The 16,149-nt window shown below is 61.4% G+C and carries 19 protein-coding genes; 13 read left to right on the plus strand and 6 right to left on the minus strand.

What is annotated here, in order from left to right; translation table 11 throughout:
- Positions 1 to 110: 110 nt before the first annotated feature.
- The 5 genes from ACR3FE_RS02015 (at position 111) to ACR3FE_RS02035 (ending at position 5,740) form a co-directional block, all read left to right on the plus strand.
- Positions 111 to 1,133, plus strand: coding sequence for a polymer-forming cytoskeletal protein (locus ACR3FE_RS02015; protein ID WP_458205018.1), 1,023 nt, complete (start codon positions 111 to 113; stop codon positions 1,131 to 1,133).
- Between the two features lie 169 nt (positions 1,134 to 1,302).
- On the plus strand, positions 1,303 to 2,151 hold the full coding sequence (locus tag ACR3FE_RS02020; protein WP_458205020.1) for an electron transfer flavoprotein subunit beta/FixA family protein: 849 nt from the start codon (positions 1,303 to 1,305) through the stop codon (positions 2,149 to 2,151).
- A gap of 2 nt (positions 2,152 to 2,153) precedes the next feature.
- Positions 2,154 to 3,683: an electron transfer flavoprotein subunit alpha/FixB family protein gene (locus ACR3FE_RS02025; RefSeq protein ID WP_458205022.1), complete on the plus strand. Its 1,530-nt coding sequence runs from the start codon at positions 2,154 to 2,156 to the stop codon at positions 3,681 to 3,683.
- Between the two features lie 6 nt (positions 3,684 to 3,689).
- The gene (locus ACR3FE_RS02030; protein ID WP_458205024.1) at positions 3,690 to 5,363 is read left to right on the plus strand and encodes an FAD-dependent monooxygenase; all 1,674 of its coding nucleotides are present in this window, start codon (positions 3,690 to 3,692) and stop codon (positions 5,361 to 5,363) included.
- Positions 5,360 to 5,740 (plus strand): DUF8055 family protein, encoded by a 381-nt coding sequence (locus ACR3FE_RS02035; RefSeq protein WP_458205025.1) that lies wholly within the window; start codon positions 5,360 to 5,362, stop codon positions 5,738 to 5,740. The genes ACR3FE_RS02030 and ACR3FE_RS02035 overlap by 4 nt, the downstream gene beginning before the upstream one ends.
- A gap of 33 nt (positions 5,741 to 5,773) precedes the next feature.
- Here the strand turns inward: ACR3FE_RS02035 and ACR3FE_RS02040 are convergent, their stop codons facing one another.
- Positions 5,774 to 6,163: a DUF2267 domain-containing protein gene (locus ACR3FE_RS02040; protein ID WP_458205027.1), complete on the minus strand. Its 390-nt coding sequence runs from the start codon at positions 6,161 to 6,163 to the stop codon at positions 5,774 to 5,776.
- A 28-nt stretch (positions 6,164 to 6,191) separates the two neighbouring features.
- Here ACR3FE_RS02040 and ACR3FE_RS02045 point away from each other — a divergent pair, with 28 nt between their 5' ends.
- From ACR3FE_RS02045 to ACR3FE_RS02055, 3 genes are all read left to right on the plus strand, one after another.
- Entirely contained in the window at positions 6,192 to 6,386 is a 195-nt protein-coding gene (locus tag ACR3FE_RS02045; protein ID WP_458205029.1) for a hypothetical protein, read from the plus strand.
- A gap of 115 nt (positions 6,387 to 6,501) precedes the next feature.
- Entirely contained in the window at positions 6,502 to 7,056 is a 555-nt protein-coding gene (locus ACR3FE_RS02050) for a GNAT family N-acetyltransferase (protein ID WP_458205030.1), read from the plus strand.
- Between the two features lie 223 nt (positions 7,057 to 7,279).
- Entirely contained in the window at positions 7,280 to 8,011 is a 732-nt protein-coding gene (locus tag ACR3FE_RS02055; protein ID WP_458205031.1) for a GNAT family N-acetyltransferase, read from the plus strand.
- A gap of 96 nt (positions 8,012 to 8,107) precedes the next feature.
- On the opposite strand, the gene ACR3FE_RS02060 is transcribed toward ACR3FE_RS02055, so the two are convergent.
- Positions 8,108 to 8,314: a dodecin family protein gene (locus ACR3FE_RS02060; RefSeq protein WP_458205032.1), complete on the minus strand. Its 207-nt coding sequence runs from the start codon at positions 8,312 to 8,314 to the stop codon at positions 8,108 to 8,110.
- 313 nt (positions 8,315 to 8,627) lie between these two features.
- Here ACR3FE_RS02060 and ACR3FE_RS02065 point away from each other — a divergent pair, with 313 nt between their 5' ends.
- From ACR3FE_RS02065 to ACR3FE_RS02075, 3 genes are all read left to right on the plus strand, one after another.
- On the plus strand, positions 8,628 to 9,281 hold the full coding sequence (locus ACR3FE_RS02065; RefSeq protein WP_458205033.1) for a helix-turn-helix domain-containing protein: 654 nt from the start codon (positions 8,628 to 8,630) through the stop codon (positions 9,279 to 9,281).
- Between the two features lie 113 nt (positions 9,282 to 9,394).
- Positions 9,395 to 10,576, plus strand: coding sequence for a redox-regulated ATPase YchF (locus ACR3FE_RS02070; RefSeq protein WP_458205035.1), 1,182 nt, complete (start codon positions 9,395 to 9,397; stop codon positions 10,574 to 10,576).
- A gap of 16 nt (positions 10,577 to 10,592) precedes the next feature.
- The gene (locus tag ACR3FE_RS02075) at positions 10,593 to 11,273 is read left to right on the plus strand and encodes an NUDIX hydrolase N-terminal domain-containing protein (protein WP_458205037.1); all 681 of its coding nucleotides are present in this window, start codon (positions 10,593 to 10,595) and stop codon (positions 11,271 to 11,273) included.
- A gap of 27 nt (positions 11,274 to 11,300) precedes the next feature.
- On the opposite strand, the gene ACR3FE_RS02080 is transcribed toward ACR3FE_RS02075, so the two are convergent.
- Positions 11,301 to 11,939 (minus strand): type 1 glutamine amidotransferase, encoded by a 639-nt coding sequence (locus ACR3FE_RS02080; protein WP_458205038.1) that lies wholly within the window; start codon positions 11,937 to 11,939, stop codon positions 11,301 to 11,303.
- 73 nt (positions 11,940 to 12,012) lie between these two features.
- Positions 12,013 to 12,930 carry an alpha/beta fold hydrolase gene (locus ACR3FE_RS02085; protein WP_458205039.1) on the minus strand — a complete coding sequence of 306 codons (918 nt, stop codon included), beginning with the start codon at positions 12,928 to 12,930 and terminating at the stop codon, positions 12,013 to 12,015.
- 45 nt (positions 12,931 to 12,975) lie between these two features.
- Between ACR3FE_RS02085 and ACR3FE_RS02090 the strand changes: the two genes are divergently transcribed.
- Positions 12,976 to 13,353 carry a histone acetyltransferase gene (locus tag ACR3FE_RS02090; RefSeq protein ID WP_458205041.1) on the plus strand — a complete coding sequence of 126 codons (378 nt, stop codon included), beginning with the start codon at positions 12,976 to 12,978 and terminating at the stop codon, positions 13,351 to 13,353.
- Between the two features lie 29 nt (positions 13,354 to 13,382).
- Here the strand turns inward: ACR3FE_RS02090 and ACR3FE_RS02095 are convergent, their stop codons facing one another.
- Positions 13,383 to 13,811: an NUDIX hydrolase gene (locus tag ACR3FE_RS02095; RefSeq protein WP_458205042.1), complete on the minus strand. Its 429-nt coding sequence runs from the start codon at positions 13,809 to 13,811 to the stop codon at positions 13,383 to 13,385.
- A gap of 199 nt (positions 13,812 to 14,010) precedes the next feature.
- Between ACR3FE_RS02095 and ACR3FE_RS02100 the strand changes: the two genes are divergently transcribed.
- Positions 14,011 to 14,862: an eIF2B alpha/beta/delta subunit family protein gene (locus ACR3FE_RS02100; RefSeq protein WP_458205044.1), complete on the plus strand. Its 852-nt coding sequence runs from the start codon at positions 14,011 to 14,013 to the stop codon at positions 14,860 to 14,862.
- Positions 14,863 to 14,900: 38 nt separating this feature from the next.
- Here the strand turns inward: ACR3FE_RS02100 and ACR3FE_RS02105 are convergent, their stop codons facing one another.
- Positions 14,901 to 16,001, minus strand: coding sequence for a Gfo/Idh/MocA family protein (locus ACR3FE_RS02105; RefSeq protein WP_458205045.1), 1,101 nt, complete (start codon positions 15,999 to 16,001; stop codon positions 14,901 to 14,903).
- Positions 16,002 to 16,149: the final 148 nt, after the last annotated feature.

The raw sequence follows: 16,149 nt of genomic DNA on the forward strand, positions 1-16,149 counted from the left end.
TCGTTCGCCACGACCGAATAAAAAAGCTATAGAACGCGACGCGGCAAACGGCAGACGCTCGTCAGACACTCTCGGGAGGATTTATTACCAGTGACTCGCTGGTAAGATGTGTGCCGCTCCGCTCCGACCCTCTCGATGAACTTTCGATTCCCGACGGAACGACCGTCGAAGAACACGACCTCGTGACCGACGGTGACATCATCGTCGGCGCACAGAGCACCGTGGAGTTCGGCGTTCGCGGGAACAACGTCATCGCGGGTGAGCGGGCGACCTTCGGCGGACACATCGAAGCCGAGGCGGACTGTCGTCTCGACCTCTGGAGCGACGTGGACGGCGACGTGCTCGTCGGGCAGGACGCCTACCTCGGTGAGCGCGTCCACGTCTCCGGACGACTGATGGTCAGTGGCGATCTCGACATCGGCGACGACGTGCAGATAGACGAGGGGTTCGAGACGAACGGCTGGATCGTCATCCGCAATCCAATGCCGACCGTCGTCTTCCTGTTCGTCTACCTCTCGCAGCTGCTCCGACTCGGTGAGGAGGATGCCGCCCAGAACGTCATCGACGAGGTGTTAGAGGAGACCGAAGCCGACCCAGCGGTCATCCCGCGAAACGCTCACGTCAGCGACGACGCGTGGCGGGTTTCGACGCCAGCGACCATCGGCGACGACTGTCGCCTGCACGGAAACATCCGCGCCGAGGAGATCGCGATGGGTGCCGACACCGAACTGTTCGGGAGTCTTCGCGCGCGAGGCGACATCGTCGTCGGCTCCGACACGCGCATCCACGGCGACGTGACCACCAGGAACGGGACCGTCGTCCTCGAAGACGGTGCGGAAGTGCTCGGTGACGTCTCCTGTACCGACCTCGAATTCCACGAGAACGCCACCGCCGACGGGACGATGCGCGCTCGCGGCGAGATGACGATGATCCGGACGGAGAACCGGAAACCGACGGGCGAGACGGAACAGGGAGACGAGGCTGAAGGTGGGGTTGAAGCTGAACGGGGGGGCGAAACCCGACAGGAAGCCGAGACTGAAAGTGAAAACGAGGCGAACGGTTCGGACGAATCGGTCGATACGACCCACCAACGCGAGCGGAATACGTCAGACGGGCCTGCACCACAGGCATAATTATTGATAGGTTTCCTCGGCGTCTCAGTTCGTGCGAAAGCTGTCTGCTACAGAACTCGACACGTTCGTATGTCGGTTCTCTGTTGGTTCCCCGACAGTATAATAACGTCTGAGGGAATGGTACGAAGTGACGTATGCAAACCAAATACATTCATGGCAGGGGGTACCGATGCACTCCGTCGTGTTGACGAAGGGCGTCCCGGACTTCCGTGAGGGACAGGTGTCGTTCGACGAGGATGGGCATCTGGAGCGCGGGAAGACGCCGACGGTGATGAACCCGAACGACCGGTTTGCGCTTCAGGCCGCCCTCCAGACGAAGGTGAAACACGGAGGGCAGGTAAGTGCGATGAGCATGGGACCACCGGGCTACAGCGACGTACTTCGGGAGGCGATGACCGTCTACGCCGACGACCTCTATCTCCTCTCCGACCGCGAGATGGCTGCCGCGGACACGTGGGCGACCGCGATCACCCTCTCGGCAGGTATCGAGAAGATCGGTGAACCAGACCTCGTGTTCGCGGGATTCAAGACCGCAGACGGGGAGACGGGCCAGACCGGCCCCCAGACGGCGTGGTGTCTCGACTACCCCATCATCACGCACGTCATCGCACTGGAAGTGGACGAAGAGGCAGGTCGTGTCCGTGCGAAACGCCTCGTCGAAGCCGACGTAGACGAGATAGAGACCGTCGAAGCGCCACTTCCGGCGTTCATCGTGACCGACCCCGAATACGAGTCGTCGTATCGGAAGGCGGCTCACCGACTCCGGCGCAAACAACTGAAAGCCGAGACGGAAGAGCGCGCCGAGGAGTACGAAGACCACTTGACGACGTGGGATCACGCGGCACTCAATCTCGACCCGGAGTACATCGGTCTGGACGGATCGCCGACCATCGTTTCATCTGTCGATCCGATCCCGAAAGCACCGGCGGAACGGGAAGCAACGATGGTCACGCCCGACGACGAGGGAGCGATGTCCGAAGTGCTCGAAACGATGCGGCCGTATGCGGAGGGTGACTGACCATGACGGATATCGACCCCGGTGAGCGAACCGTCGAAGAGATAGAAGACGACGTGCAGACCGTCGAAGACCCCGGTGCACTGGACGACCTCCTCGCCAGCGAGGAGGAAGGCAAAGACCGATCGACGGCGAAAGAGGTCATCCAGGCTCGAATCGACGAACTCCAGGAGGAAACGGAGGGCGAAGCCACAGCGGACACGGAGACCGAAGGGGAGTACGAATCGACCGAAGACGACGTCGAAGACCCCGATGAGGCCGAGGAGACCGCCGAGGAAGCAGCGGAAACTGAAGACGAAGAAGCAGAAGAGGAAGAAGACGACGGACTCACCCACCCCACTGCGGACAAAAAGCACGTCAGGGCGCTGGAAGACGGCGTCTACCGTGATATGTGGGTCTACTGTGAGACACAGGGCGGCGAACTCCTCGACGTGTCGAAGGAGATGCTCGGCAAGGCCCGGGAACTGATGGATGGATACGACGAGACATACGGTGGCGACGAGCGCGTCGTGGCCGTCCTCGTCGGCGACGACATGCGCGAACTCGCAGAGGAATGTATCACGCTCGGTGCCGACGTAGCGGTGTACCACGACGACGACCGACTGAAGCGGTTCCGCCACAAGCCGTACACGGAGATCGTCGCGGACATGGCTCGTACCGAGACCGACTGGAAGGACTACGACAAGCCTCGATACTTCCTGTTCCCGGCGACGAACAACGGGCGCGACCTCTCCGCACAGGTACAGGGAGAACTCGACTCCGGACTCGCAAGCGACTGTTCGGGACTCACCATCACCGACGAACTCATCAGCAACCCAGTAAAGACTGGCACCCCCGGTGAGAAGGTCGAGTTCGAGCGAATCTTGCACATGAAGCGCCCGGACTTCTCCGGGTTCGAGTATTCGACCATCCTCTGTATCGACAACCCCGACCGGGAGTTCCACCCGCAAGGGTGTTCCGTGATTCCTGGCAGTTTCGACCAGATGGAGGCCGACCCGAGCCGCGAGGGCGAGGTCGTCTCTCACGACATCGACCTCCCAGACGACTGGTTCCGCGTCGAGGTCTCCGACTGGGACGTACTCGATACGGGCGTCGATCTGACTGGCCGAGAGGTCATCGTCGCCGTCGGACGCGGAATCGGCGACGATCCGACGAAGGGAATCGAACTCGCACTCGACCTCGTGGATGCCTTCGACGACGCCGACTTCGGGCTGTCACGTGGTGTCGTCACTGCCTCGTACAGCGTCGAGGGGCACGTCGAACAGTACGTCACGGAAGAGCGCCAGCTCGGTGAGACGGGACAGGTCGTGCAACCACCGCTCTACATCGCGGCGGGTATCAGCGGCGCGATCCAGCACAAGGTCGGGGTGGACGAATCCGAGACCATTATCTCCATCAACACCGACCCTGAGGCCGACATCAAGGACTTCAGCGATTACTTCATCGAAGGCGACCTCTTCGAAGTACTTCCCCGACTGACCGAAGCGGTCGAGGCGGGCGAACTGAGCGCGGTCGTAGCAGAAGACGATGACTGATAGACGATGACTGAGGAATACGAACACTACGAAGCCATCGTGGTCGGCGCAGGCCCCGGCGGGGCCGCAGCGGCCGCGACGCTCGCACGAAACGGAATCGAAACGCTCGTCCTCGAACGCGGTACCGAAGCCGGGTCGAAGAACGTCTCCGGTGGGCTCATCTACGCGGAGGAGTCGGCCCCCTACACCATCGACTCGTTGTTCCCCGACTTCCGCGAGGAGGCGGCAGAACGCCCCATCACGGACTACTACATCCACAACGTGGCCAACGAGAAGGTGAAATCGTTCGACATCACCCGACTCCACGACCACGACACGGAATGGTGCGACGCCGTCCTCCGTCGAGAGATGGACTCGTGGCTCGCCGACAGAGTTCACGAGATGACCAGCGAGACGGGTGGTGGCCTGTTGACGGGCGTCCGAGTGAACGGGCTTCTCCGGGAGAACGGACAGATCGTCGGCGTCACCAGTGACGAACTCGACCCCATCACGGCGGACTTCATCGTCGCGGCAGACGGTGTGAACAGCGAACTCGCACGCGACGCGGGGCTGATGAACTGGGACGAACCGGACGAGTGGTTCCAGGGCGTCAAAGCAGTCATCGATATGCCCGAAGACGTCATCGAAGAGCGGTTCGACGTGGACGACGACACGGGTAAAGCACACCTCTTCTCGGGCAACCTCTTCGACGGCGTCCGGGGCGGTGGCTTCCTCTACACGAATCAGGATTCGCTCTCTATCGGCACCGTCTTCCACCTCGACAGTCTCGTCGCGGAGGAAGCGGAACCCCACGAACTGCTCGACAACCTGCTCACGCATCCCCTGCTGGGCCAGTGGTTGAACGGCCACTACAACGAGGTGGAGTACTCCGCGAAACTCGTTCCCGACTCGAAGAAGGTCGCCCACCCGGCGCCGCATCGCGGTCGGCTCGTGCTCGTCGGCGACGCGGGCGGGCAGATGCAGGCACAGGGGCCGATCATCAAGGGGATGAACCACGCCGTGACCGCGGGCGCGCTCGCCGCGGAGGCGTTCGCGGAAGCGCGTATGCGCGGCGAATCCGAGCAAGCGGGCCAACTCTACACGAAGAAGCTGAAAGACGAGGGTGTGATGGACAAACTCCGCCCGAAACAGTACCGAGCAGTCGGGTCGGTCGGCGAGAACGAACGAGCGGCGAACCTCGCCGATAGCCTGCTTTCCTCGTCGATCGGACGGGCAGTGCTCCGGTCGGGCGTCGTGGAGGGGCAGCTTCAACGTCTGTACAGTTCGCCGCTCCTCTCCTCGATGATTCCGGACACGAAGACGCCCTACGTCACGCTTCCGACGGTCATCGCGGAGGAACTCGGGACGCCCGTCACGGACGAGAACGAGGTCGAACCGAAGAGCCTCGCCGACCGCATCGGCGACCTGACCTACGACACCGACGTCGGGAACCCACATATCCGCCTGCGTGACGAATCCTACGAAGCCAGCGGCGCCGCCGTATCGGCGTGCCCGGTCAGTGCGAAGGACTTCGGCGGCGGCTGTTACCGTGAGGAGACGGTGCAGACGAACGGAAACGAAGAGCGGATCGTCAGCCTCGACACGCAACCCTGCGTCGAATGTGGCACCTGTGCCGTCGTCGCGGAGACCGAGTGGGAGCATCCACGCGGGAGCAAAGGCGTCGAGTTCAGAGAAGGATGACCGAGTACCGCGACCGGATCGCCGACCTCGCAGACCGCGCTCGGGCGGATCGGGAGTCGTTCGAACCCCCCGGCGACCCGCCGGACGAAGAACGGGCGCTCTCGTATCTGCGGGACGGTGTCGGCGACGTCGTCGCGGTGTACGTCGATGGTCGAACCGGCGAGTTCGCCCGGTTCGACGAGTCGGAGATGGCCGGACTCGAACGGGCGCTCAACGATTGGCTGGCGCTGTATGCGCGGTGTTACGGCTACGAGATCGAGACGGACGTCACCGTGCGCGAGGTTGCGGAGATGGTCGTGAAGACCCACGACATCCACGATACGGTGCAGTTGTTGACCCACGTACCGAGTCCGGAGACGCGCCGAGCACAGGGTTAGGCCCTCAGGCTGGACTCGGTGCCGACGACGAGGTCAGTCGAACTCCGCCCCGACGAGTTCGAAGAGTGGGTCGTACTCGTCCGGCAGTTGCGCGCGCACCTGACGCATCTCTCCTTCGGGAACGACCTCGTCCACGAGCGCGACGACGACCTTCGCGTGGAACATCGCTTTCTGACGGTCGCTGTGCTCGCGCTCGGCCACGCGAGAGACGAACTCGTCGAAGTGGAACCGCTGACCCGAGTCTGCGTTTTCGAGATACCAGTCGATCTCCATCGGGAGCGGGCCAGCGAGGTCGGTCGCCTCTCCTTCCTGCAATCGCTCACCGAGCGTCGTCAGTGTGGCGCGGATCGCCCGCACTGCCTTTCCCTGTTTTCCCAGTTCCATCCGATGCTGTGCCTGTCCGATGAACTCACTGTAATCCATACTTTCCCCCCACATCTGGAACGACGGGATGATACAAGAATCGTCCGGCGGATTCGTCGACACCCTGGCGGATGGTACGCTGGAGAACGGTGTCGTCCACTGGGAACGATATCATCCGATTGGAAGCAGTCGGTTCGACGGACGGTTCCAGAGACGTGTCGAGCCACCACGATTCAACCACCGAGCACAGGGACTGCAGAACGTTTGTACTGAAAGCAACTAATTTGTACTGAAATGTACTATCCAAAACCGTTCCGACGGTTGCGACTTCGGGGGAATACTCTGTCCGCACGATCTGTCACCCAAAAAATATGAAGAGGCTCTCTGACACTGTACGCATGCCTGGAGCACGAGTGCAGGGCGGTGAGCCAGTGACGCTCCGAACGGTCGAACAGGAGGATATTTCGTTCATCCAGCGCGCAGGCGCGAACCCCGAGATTCGGACACTGCTCGGCAACTCCGTCATGAATCGAGAACAGTACGAGATATCGGACGACAAAAATGGCCCCGACCAGTTCCTCGTCTGTCTCGAAGCAGACGACGTCAGCCCCGGTCAACCCGACGAGGACGACGTGACGCGGCTCGGTCAGGTAAGTGTGGTCGATGCGCACTACAAACGTCCGGAACTCGACTACTGGCTCGTCCCGGAAGTTCACGGCCAGGGCTATGGCAAGGAGGCCGTCTCTCTGGTCGTCGAGTACGTCTTCCGGGCGTACGACACCCCCGCCGTAGGTGCGAAAGCTTTCGATTTCAACGAGGCTTCCCGTGGCCTCCTGGAATCGCTCGGGTTCATTGAAGAAGGCCGCTGTCGCAGGTTCATGTTCATCGACGGCGAGCACCGCGACATGGTTCAGTACGGATTGCTCCGCCAGGAGTGGCGTGAACAGGGATGAGAGTCGCGTCTGTTGCCAGTTCATCATCGGTACCGTCTACGCTCGTTTCAGGCTGATAGCCTCCATCGTCCGTCCCGATTCGAGTGCATGAATTTCCAACCCCGATCTCGATCAGAGAGCTGTAGCTCGGCAGTATTCGTCACCACCCGCACTGGAAGACGACGTCTCCCCGCATTCGAGAATCGTCGGTAAAAATAAGTAGCGACGAGTGGTAACAGTCATCATGGAGTTCTCCGAGAAACTAGAGTTCGGCCACGAAGACCGCAAGCGAATCTACGAATACGTAGAGCGCCACGGTACCGCCGACGCCGACGAGGTACAGAAGACCCTCCACATCGATCCGGGTGGGTTCCGCCACCACGTCGCCATCCTCCGGCGCGACGGCTACATCTCGGAGGACGACGGTGTTCTGACGGTCGCGCTCGAAACCGGCGCGGAAGAGGAGTACGACACCGAGGACGTGGCCTTCATCATCCGCCCTGCTCGGCAGGAAGACCTCTCCGGCATCGTCGGTGCCATCCGCCAGGTCGCGGAGGAGGGCACCTACATCGTCGCCGAGAGCGTCGCCGACGAGATCGACCACCAGGAGGCGCTCCTCCGGCACAACGAACTCCAATCGCGGATGTTCTTCGTCGCGACCGTCGAGGACGAAGTCGTCGGCTGGGTGCACCTGAACGCGCCGGAACTCGACAAACTCAGTCACACCGCCGAGTTGACGGTCGGCGTACTGGACGAGTACCGCAACCACGGCATCGGCAGTCACCTCCTCGAACGCGGCCTGGAGTGGGCTGGCTCGAACGGCTACGAGAAGGTGTACCAGAGCGCGCCTTCGACCAACCAGAACGCCATCGACTTCCTCGAAGCCCACGGCTGGGAGACCGAGGCGGTGCGCGCAGACCACTACAAGATCAACGGCGACTACGTAGACGAAGTGATGATGGCGGTGAAATTGTAGCGATAACCGTCTGGTCGTAGCGTGCGACGGTTCACAGCGATTTTTGAAAATGGAATTTTTGAAGCGCGATTCGTCTGCCGATCCCACTCCCCCGAGCTACTGTTCGTGAACTGGGAACGCGACTTCGACGGTCGCCTTGTAGTCTACGATCTGGCCGTTTTCGACGTTCGCCGTCCAGTCTTCGACCTCGATGCCGTGGATATCCTCGATGGTCTTGCTCGCCTGTTCGACCGCCTCGCGTGCGGCGTCTTCCCACGATTCCTCGGAGGTGCCGAGCACTTTGATGATCTTCACTGCCGTCATGGCACACCCTCTACGCCAGCACCGAGGTTGCGTTTTGTGGCCGCCGAGCCAGTGGAGAGTTTGGGCTGGAAAGATGATTCGGCGTTGTTGAAACCCTCTCGCGGAGATAGGTCTCAGTAGCCGTGCTGAAAACATGGCGCACATCTCCCATCCCACACCCACTGGCTGATGCGTTCGTGGGAACCCGTCGCACGATGCTCCCCGACGCACGACACCGCATAAAAAGGATGGCCTCGGTACCAACGGTGTTTAGTCTCAGTGCTGCGATAGCTATCAGCAGACGTAACTGTTCTCGGGGCGTATACCTGGTGATATGGCCGTGATTACAGACATCTCGATTCCGGCCGACCAATTCGCCCTTGGGAAGCTCCTCGATGAGTATCCCGACATCGACATCGAACTCGTCCGCGTCATTCCCTTGCGCGAGGGAATCATCCCCCTGTTCTGGGTAGCGGGAGGGAATCCTGCCGACATCGAATCCACGATTCGAGACGACCCATTGGCCGAGGAGGTCGACCTGCTGACCGAGGCGGACGACCGGTACCTCTTCGAAATCCGGTGGAGCACCGAGATCGACCAACTGATCCACCCGATGATCGAGAGTCACGCTGAAGTCCTGCGGGCGGACGGGGATATCGACCAGTGGCATTTCAGACTCCAGTTCCCGAATCGGTCGATGCTGGCCGCGTTCCGGCAACGCTGTCAGGACAACGATATCCAGTTCCACCTGGAGGCGCTGTACAATCCGACCATTCCGGGTAGGGATCTCGAAGAAGGCGAACTCAGTAGCCAGCAGTTCGACATCCTCGCGACCGCGCATGAAAACGGCTACTGGCATGTCCCCCGTGAGATTCAACTCGGGGAACTGGCCGATTTGATCGGGGTCAGTTCGAACGCCGCTTCGGAGCGGATGCGCCGTGCACTCGACACGGTCGTGGGGCAGGCCCTCGCAAGTAAAAACACCTGACGCAGAAACGGGCGGTTCTGCCATCAGCCGAGGTCGGCATTCTACTCGTTGTTGATTCATCGCCGTCTTGCAGAACCGAAAGGTAGTTCCACGATACCCTGATAGGAATACGCATGATTTCCATCGCACTGGCGGGCAAACCCAACGCCGGGAAGTCCACCTTCTACAATGCGGCGACGCTGGCCGAGGTGGACGTGGCGAACTACCCCTTCACGACCATCGACGCGAATCGCGGGGTGAGCTACGTCCGCACCGACTGCCCCTGTCTCGAACGCGACGAACGCTGTGGTGACGAGAACTGCCACGACGGGAAACGCTACGTCCCCATCGAACTCCTCGACGTGGCCGGGCTGGTGCCGGGCGCACACGAAGGCAGGGGACTCGGCAACCAGTTCCTGGACGAGTTGACGAACGCCGACGCCATCGTCAACGTCGTGGACGCCTCCGGCGGCACGAACGAGGAGGGCGAACCCGTCGAAGTCGGGAGCTACGACCCCGTCGAAGAGGTCGATTTCATCGAGGAGGAGATGGATCAGTGGCTCGCGGGAATCATCGAACGCAACTGGGAAAGCGTCGTACGCCAATCTCGCTCGCCCGGATTCGACATCGACGAAGCTCTCGCGGAGATGCTGACAGGGTTCGGCGCGACCGAACACGAAGTGGCCGCCAGCCTCCGCGAACTGGACTACCCCGACGACCCCCAGCAGTGGACGGACGAGCACCGAGAAGCACTGGCCCGCGACATCCGCGCTCGAACCAAGCCCATCATCCTCGTCGCCAACAAGGCCGACGTTGCACCCCCGGAAAATATCGAACGGCTCCGCGAGACGGGCAAACTCGTCATCCCCGCGACCGCAGAAGGCGAACTCGCACTCCGGCAGGGCGTCGAGGCGGGCGTCGTGGACTACGACCCCGGCGACGACGACTTCGAGGTGGTCGGCGACCTGAGCGACCAACAACAGGCCGGACTCGAACAGATTCGAAGCGTCATGCAGGAGTGGGGAGGAACGGGGGTACAGGACGCCCTCGATTCGGCTGTGTACGACCTGCTCGACCGGATCACGGCCTTCCCGGTGCAGAACGAATCGAAGTGGACGGATGGGCAGGGCAACGTCCTCCCGGACGCGTTCTTGCTCCCGCGCGGTTCGACCCCGCCAGACCTCGCCTACGCAGTCCACAGCGACATCGGCGACGGCTATCTCCACGCCGTGAACGCGAAGACGAACCGCGACATCAGCGACTCCTACGAACTCGAAGAGGGCGACGTGATCAAGATCGTCAGCACGGCGAAGTAGTCCTCTCGGTTCAACGATGACGAACATCGACGATACGGAAGACACCGAGGACGAAGACGACTCCGACGACATCGACGGCACCCTCACCGACAACATGGACGACGACATGGACGACGATTTCCAAGCCCTCCTCGACGAACTCCGAATCGTGGCGCAGGTCGGATTGAAGTACGCCGACGACCCGTACGACGAGAAACGCTACGAGCGAATCCTGACGCTGGTCAGCGAGTGGTACGGTCGCTCCGTCGATCTGCCGCCCGAAGACGTTCGAGCACGATTCGCCGAGGAAGTCGGCTACGTCACGCCGAAGGTGAGTGCAGACGCGGCAATCTTCGACGACGAGGGGCGGATTCTCCTTCAACTGCGTGCAGACGACGACACGTGGTGTCTTCCGTGTGGGTACTCCGACCCGAACGAGTCGCCCCGCGAAACCGCAATCCGAGAGACGAGAGAAGAGACGGGACTCGTGGTCGAATCGGACGAACTCGTTCAGATCAACACCCGAAAACCCGGCGAGTACGGCCCGCATTGTCTCGTAGTTCACGTCTATCTCTGTACGGTCACAGGGGGCGAAATCGAGGTCTCTCACGAAGGTACCGACGTTCGCTACTGGCACATCGAGGACGTGCCCGTGTGGCACAAAGACCACGAGGAGACAGCTCGCGCCGCCTACGACCACTGGCAACGCTCACGATAGCCCTCGACGGACGCTCATGACGAACGGTCAGGCCTCGTCCACCAATCGAACGAAGTTCTCGAAGACTCGTTCCGAAGTCACGTCACCAAAGGACAGATCGTTTTCGTGCCAGCCGAAATCCTCCGTGATCCGCGGGTGAAGCGCCGCCGTGAACTCCGGGTGGAACTGGGTCGTCCAGACCGGAGCATCCCGATGCCGAGTAGCGAAGTGGTCGCAGTGCTCCGTTGAGGCGATAGTCTCCATCCCGTCGCCGAGTTCGGTCACGTGGTCGCCGTGGACTGCCGGAACGACAGGGTTCACTCCTTCGAACAGCGGATCGTCTTCGAGTTCTGCACGGACCAATTCCGCCGTCAGCCCGCGATGTTCGACCGTCCCGCCGAGCGCGTAATTGACCAACTGATGGCCGAAACAGACGCCGAGCGTGGGAATACGACGTTCGACCAACTGGCGCACCAGCGCGGCCTCCTCGTCCATCCACGGGTAGGTGTCTCGCTCGTACACGCCTGCCGTGCTCCCGGCGACGACGACGCCATCGACACCCGACAGCGTTGGCCGTTCCCCTTCGTTCACGTAATCGTAGACCGTATGCTCCGCGAGGTACGACCGCATCTCGCGGACGAAATAGCGGAACGTCGGGTTCACCTCGTTTTCCAGCACGAGCAGCATCAGGTGAACATCGGTCGGAACCGGTCAAAAACCTACTCCCGGTCGACCTCGACCGACGAATCTTGCTCTCGGATTACTCCCGAAGGAACTCGACCAGTAGTTCGTTCACGCGCTCTGGCCGGTCATTTTGTACCCAGTGGCTGGCGTCCGGCAGTCGCTCCACCCTGATGTCCGGCACCCACCGCTCCAATCCCTCAGTCAATTCGATCTCGAGCGCGGTGTCGTTTTCGCCCCATATCAGCAACGTGGGGACCCGAACCTCGAACGAACGTGCGGAACGGTAAGACGAGTCGTCACGAAAGAGATCGTAGAACAGGGTCCGGAGTTCGGTGTGCGCCTGTTCGCGGAACAGCGCCCGATAGTAGTTGATAGCCGCTGTCAGCGCACCGGGTTGGGAGGCGGCTTCGACGTACCGTCGAATGTCGCGCTCGTTGAACGCATCGGGATTCTCCGCCCCCTCCCGAAACAGTTCCTCGACTAGACGATAGTCACAGGCAGCGAGGAACCGTTCTGGAAGCCACGGAAGCTGGAAGTAGAACATATACCACGAGCGTCGTAGTTGCGCGGGATTGCGGAGTTCGCGCCGAAACGCACCGAGATGGGGTGCGTTCAGGATGGCGAGTCTGTCGACGCGCTCGGGATGCCGAATTGCTGTCTCCCACGCGATGCCGCCGCCCCAGTCGTGGCCGACGACGTAGGCCGTCTCCCTGTCGAAGCGGTCGATGAGTCCGAGCACGTCACCGACCAGTTCGTCGAGTCGGTACTGTTCGACCTCGCTCGGTTTCTCGGAGGCGTTGTACCCCCGAAGATCCGGCGCGACGACGTGGAAACCCGCCTCGGCGAGCGTCGGAATCTGTTCGCGCCACGAGTACCAGAACTCCGGAAAGCCGTGGAGGAGCACGACGAGCGGGCCGGAACCTGATTCGACGTAGTGGAGCCGAACCCCGTTGACGACCGCCTCGTCGTGTGTCAACTCGGTGAATTCGGTCATTGGTGTACCGATGATGTTTTCGTGGATAAGCGTTGACGTGTTCTCGTGCCCGAACCGTTCGTCGTTTCGCTGGCCGACGTACAACCCAGCCAGTTGTACGTGAACGGGCTGAAGCTGTCCCTTGTCACGCAGTGGTTCGATTTCGAGTCGCCCAACTACGACCCGCTTCCAGTTCGGAAACTCGACGGCGACTGGATGCTGACTGATGGCCACACCCGCGCGTTCGTCACCTACCTCGCTGGTGCCGAAGAACTTCGCGTCGTTCGGGATTCAGACGACATCTCGATGCCGGTGTACGAACGATGCGTCTCGTGGTGCAAAGACGAAGGCGTGACCGATATCTCTGACCTCGCAGGGCGCGTGGTCACGAACTCGACGTTCGAAGAACAGTGGGTCGAGCGATGCCAGTCCCTCGAAATCTGATCAGTCGAGTACTCGACCGACTGACCGTATCAGTCAGATAGTCGACCGAGATAGTCGTCCATATCTCGTGCGAGGGGGATTGCTCCGGGGTAGATCCAGTAATAGCTGTAGACGACGCCGTAATCTTCGCCATCGCCGGTGACGCTGTGTCGCCACTCGTCACGACCCACGTCGGCTTCGAGATGGAAGAAGTGACGTCGGTAGGCTTTCGGCTTCTCGTGGTGGTGCCACACGTCGGTCGTCAGCGGGCGGATCGACTCGAACTCTGTCAATCCACTCTCCTCTTGGACTTCCCGGACGACTGCCTCGCGGGGGTCTTCCCCGTCTTCGATGGTTCCCTTCGGAACCTGCACGCCGACATCCTGGTTGGCGTGTTCGAACACGAGCAGTTCGGTCTGTGCGCCGTCGCGGGTGACGTATGCGTAGGCTTTTTCGGCGGTGACTGGCGGTTCGGTCACGAGTATACCTGCAAAATAACGAGGAGGGTTGTAAATATTATCTCAGTCAGATGGTCGTTCGTCGAGAGTTTCGTATCTTTCTTCGCGGTCGGAATTTCGGCTTCAACCTCGACTTCGAGCGTCGTATCTGTAAGCTCGGCCTTCTCTCGTGAATCGGAAACCCAGAACAAACTTGTATCCTGACGAACTCCGTTAGCGCATGATAGACGAGACAGTCGAGGAGATACAGGAGATGCAGACACACAGCTCCTCGACCGTCGCGGTCAAGGCCGCGCGGGCACTGGAAGACCTTCTGGAGCGCGATTTCGAGACGGTCGAGGAGTACGAGCGCGCACTCGACCACAACAGCAACGCCCTCCGCCGGGCGAATCCCTCCCACGCCTCGCTCGTCACGACACAGCGCGCTATCGTGACGATGGTAACTGAGGCAGAAAGCGAGACGGTCGAGGAGGCGAAAGAGAAGACGAAGGAAGCCATCGACAGCGTCGTCGAACAGGTCGTGACCGCCAAGCGCCGCGCCGCCGAGAACGCCGCACCACTGTTCGAGGACGGCCTGACGTTCATGACGCACGATTACTCCTCGACGGTGCTGGAGGCAGTCGAACACGCCGTCGCGGAAGGGGCGTACCTCGACGTGTACGTGATGGAGGCTCGCCCGCGCTATCTCGGGCGTAAGACCGCCCGCGTCCTCGGCGAGATCGACCACGTGGATGTGACGCTCATCGTGGATAGCGCCTCGGGCCACTACCTGCCGGAGTGTGACCGCGTGTTCACCGGCATGGACTGCATCGTAGACGAGACGCTCTACAACCGCGTCGGAACGTTCCCCCTCGTCACCACCGCGAACGAAGTCGGCGTTCCCGTGACGACCATCGGGTCCAGCGCGAAGATCGTCGGCGAAGCGTTCCGCTTCGAGAACGATTTCCGCTCCGGGAGCGAAGTGATTCGAGAACCAGCCGAGGGCTTTTCGGTGGCGAATCCAGCCTACGACGCGACGCCGACCCACCTCCTCGATTCCGTCGTGACGGACGAGGGGACGTGGGAGTACTGAACTCCGGCACTGCCCGATTTGACGCCGCAGAACCTAACCTACTCTACGTTCACCCACTCACCGCGTTCGTCGCTCTTCTCGATGGCGTCCAACGTGCGTTGAACCGCCAACCCATCAGCGAAGTTCGGATGATACTCCTCGCCCGAATCGATCGCCGAGAGGAACTCGTAGTTCTCGTGGACGAAGGTGTGCTCCCAGCCGATGACGTGGCCCGGCGGCCACCAGTGGTCGATGTAGGGATCTGATTCGTCGGTCACGAGCACCGTCTCGTAGCCGCGGTCGTCGCCCCGCAGGACTTCGAGTTCGTTGAGGCGTTCGAGCGAGAATTTCAGGCTTCCCTCCGAGCCGTGAATCTCGATGGAGTGGTCGTTCTTGTGCCCCGTGGCAAACCGCGAGGCTTCGAAGGTTCCCATGACGCCCCCTTCCAATTCGGCCTGTGCGGAGTAGGCGTCGTCCACCGTGACCGGTCGAGTCTCGTCTTCGTCGGGGACTGGGCGCTCGTCCACGAAGGTCTGGCAGTGGCCCGAGACGCGCTCCACGTCACCCACGAGGAATCGCGCGAGGTCGATGGTGTGCGCGCCGAGATCGCCGAGCGCGCCACTGCCCGCCAGTTCCTCGTCGTTGCGCCACGACCACGGCACGTCGGGGTCGACCAGCCAGTCCTGCAGGTAGCGCCCGCGGAAGTGATGAATGTCACCGAGTACGCCGTCGTCGATGAGCCCCTTCGCGTACTGGATGGCCGGGATGAACCGGTAGTTGAACGCGGTCGCGGTGTGGACGCCCGCCGACTCCGCAGCGTCGGCCATGCGCTCCGCGTCATCCAGCGTGGCCGCGAGTGGCTTCTCGCAGAGCACCGGGACGCCCGCATTCAGGGCGGCGATGGAGGGCTCCGCGTGGACGAAGTTCGGCCCGAGGTTGTAGAACACGTCCACCTCGTCGACGACTTCCTCCCAGTCCGTGCTCGTCTCGGTGAACCCGAGGCGGTCTGCCGCCTCCTCGAGTGCGTCCTCGTCTCGCCCGATGAGAACGTGGCGCTCGACGTCCGGTGCGTCGGGGAAGAACATCGGGAGGCGCGCCAGTGCGTTCGCGTGGGCGTTGCCCATGAATCGATAGCCGAGAACGCCGACTTTCAGCGTCATAATTGGTTTTGGCTTCTTCGGGAAGGGGCTTAGTGTTTCATGGCCCGCTACGTGACCAGTTCTTTCGAGAATATGTTTCGCTGAGGGGGTTGAGATATCTTCTATGGCTTTCGTCACCACTCCGGTATATTTATCAAATGAATTCGAT

It is taken from the genome of Haladaptatus rarus (genome assembly GCF_054177585.1).

Bases quoted from the DNA above. Each gene is read 5' to 3' on its own strand.
- ACR3FE_RS02085 (WP_458205039.1), bottom strand. From the start codon at position 12,930: ATGACCGAATTCACCGAGTTGACACACGACGAGGCGGTCGTCAACGGG.
- ACR3FE_RS02045 (WP_458205029.1), top strand. From the start codon at position 6,192: ATGATACAAGAATCGTCCGGCGGATTCGTCGACACCCTGGCGGATGGT.
- ACR3FE_RS02075 (WP_458205037.1), top strand. From the start codon at position 10,593: ATGACGAACATCGACGATACGGAAGACACCGAGGACGAAGACGACTCC.
- ACR3FE_RS02035 (WP_458205025.1), top strand. From the start codon at position 5,360: ATGACCGAGTACCGCGACCGGATCGCCGACCTCGCAGACCGCGCTCGG.
- ACR3FE_RS02065 (WP_458205033.1), top strand. From the start codon at position 8,628: ATGGCCGTGATTACAGACATCTCGATTCCGGCCGACCAATTCGCCCTT.
- ACR3FE_RS02070 (WP_458205035.1), top strand. From the start codon at position 9,395: ATGATTTCCATCGCACTGGCGGGCAAACCCAACGCCGGGAAGTCCACC.
- ACR3FE_RS02020 (WP_458205020.1), top strand. From the start codon at position 1,303: ATGCACTCCGTCGTGTTGACGAAGGGCGTCCCGGACTTCCGTGAGGGA.
- ACR3FE_RS02030 (WP_458205024.1), top strand. From the start codon at position 3,690: ATGACTGAGGAATACGAACACTACGAAGCCATCGTGGTCGGCGCAGGC.
- ACR3FE_RS02080 (WP_458205038.1), bottom strand. From the start codon at position 11,939: ATGCTGCTCGTGCTGGAAAACGAGGTGAACCCGACGTTCCGCTATTTC.
- ACR3FE_RS02040 (WP_458205027.1), bottom strand. From the start codon at position 6,163: ATGGATTACAGTGAGTTCATCGGACAGGCACAGCATCGGATGGAACTG.
- ACR3FE_RS02050 (WP_458205030.1), top strand. From the start codon at position 6,502: ATGCCTGGAGCACGAGTGCAGGGCGGTGAGCCAGTGACGCTCCGAACG.
- ACR3FE_RS02055 (WP_458205031.1), top strand. From the start codon at position 7,280: ATGGAGTTCTCCGAGAAACTAGAGTTCGGCCACGAAGACCGCAAGCGA.
- ACR3FE_RS02060 (WP_458205032.1), bottom strand. From the start codon at position 8,314: ATGACGGCAGTGAAGATCATCAAAGTGCTCGGCACCTCCGAGGAATCG.
- ACR3FE_RS02025 (WP_458205022.1), top strand. From the start codon at position 2,154: ATGACGGATATCGACCCCGGTGAGCGAACCGTCGAAGAGATAGAAGAC.
- ACR3FE_RS02105 (WP_458205045.1), bottom strand. From the start codon at position 16,001: ATGACGCTGAAAGTCGGCGTTCTCGGCTATCGATTCATGGGCAACGCC.
- ACR3FE_RS02100 (WP_458205044.1), top strand. From the start codon at position 14,011: ATGATAGACGAGACAGTCGAGGAGATACAGGAGATGCAGACACACAGC.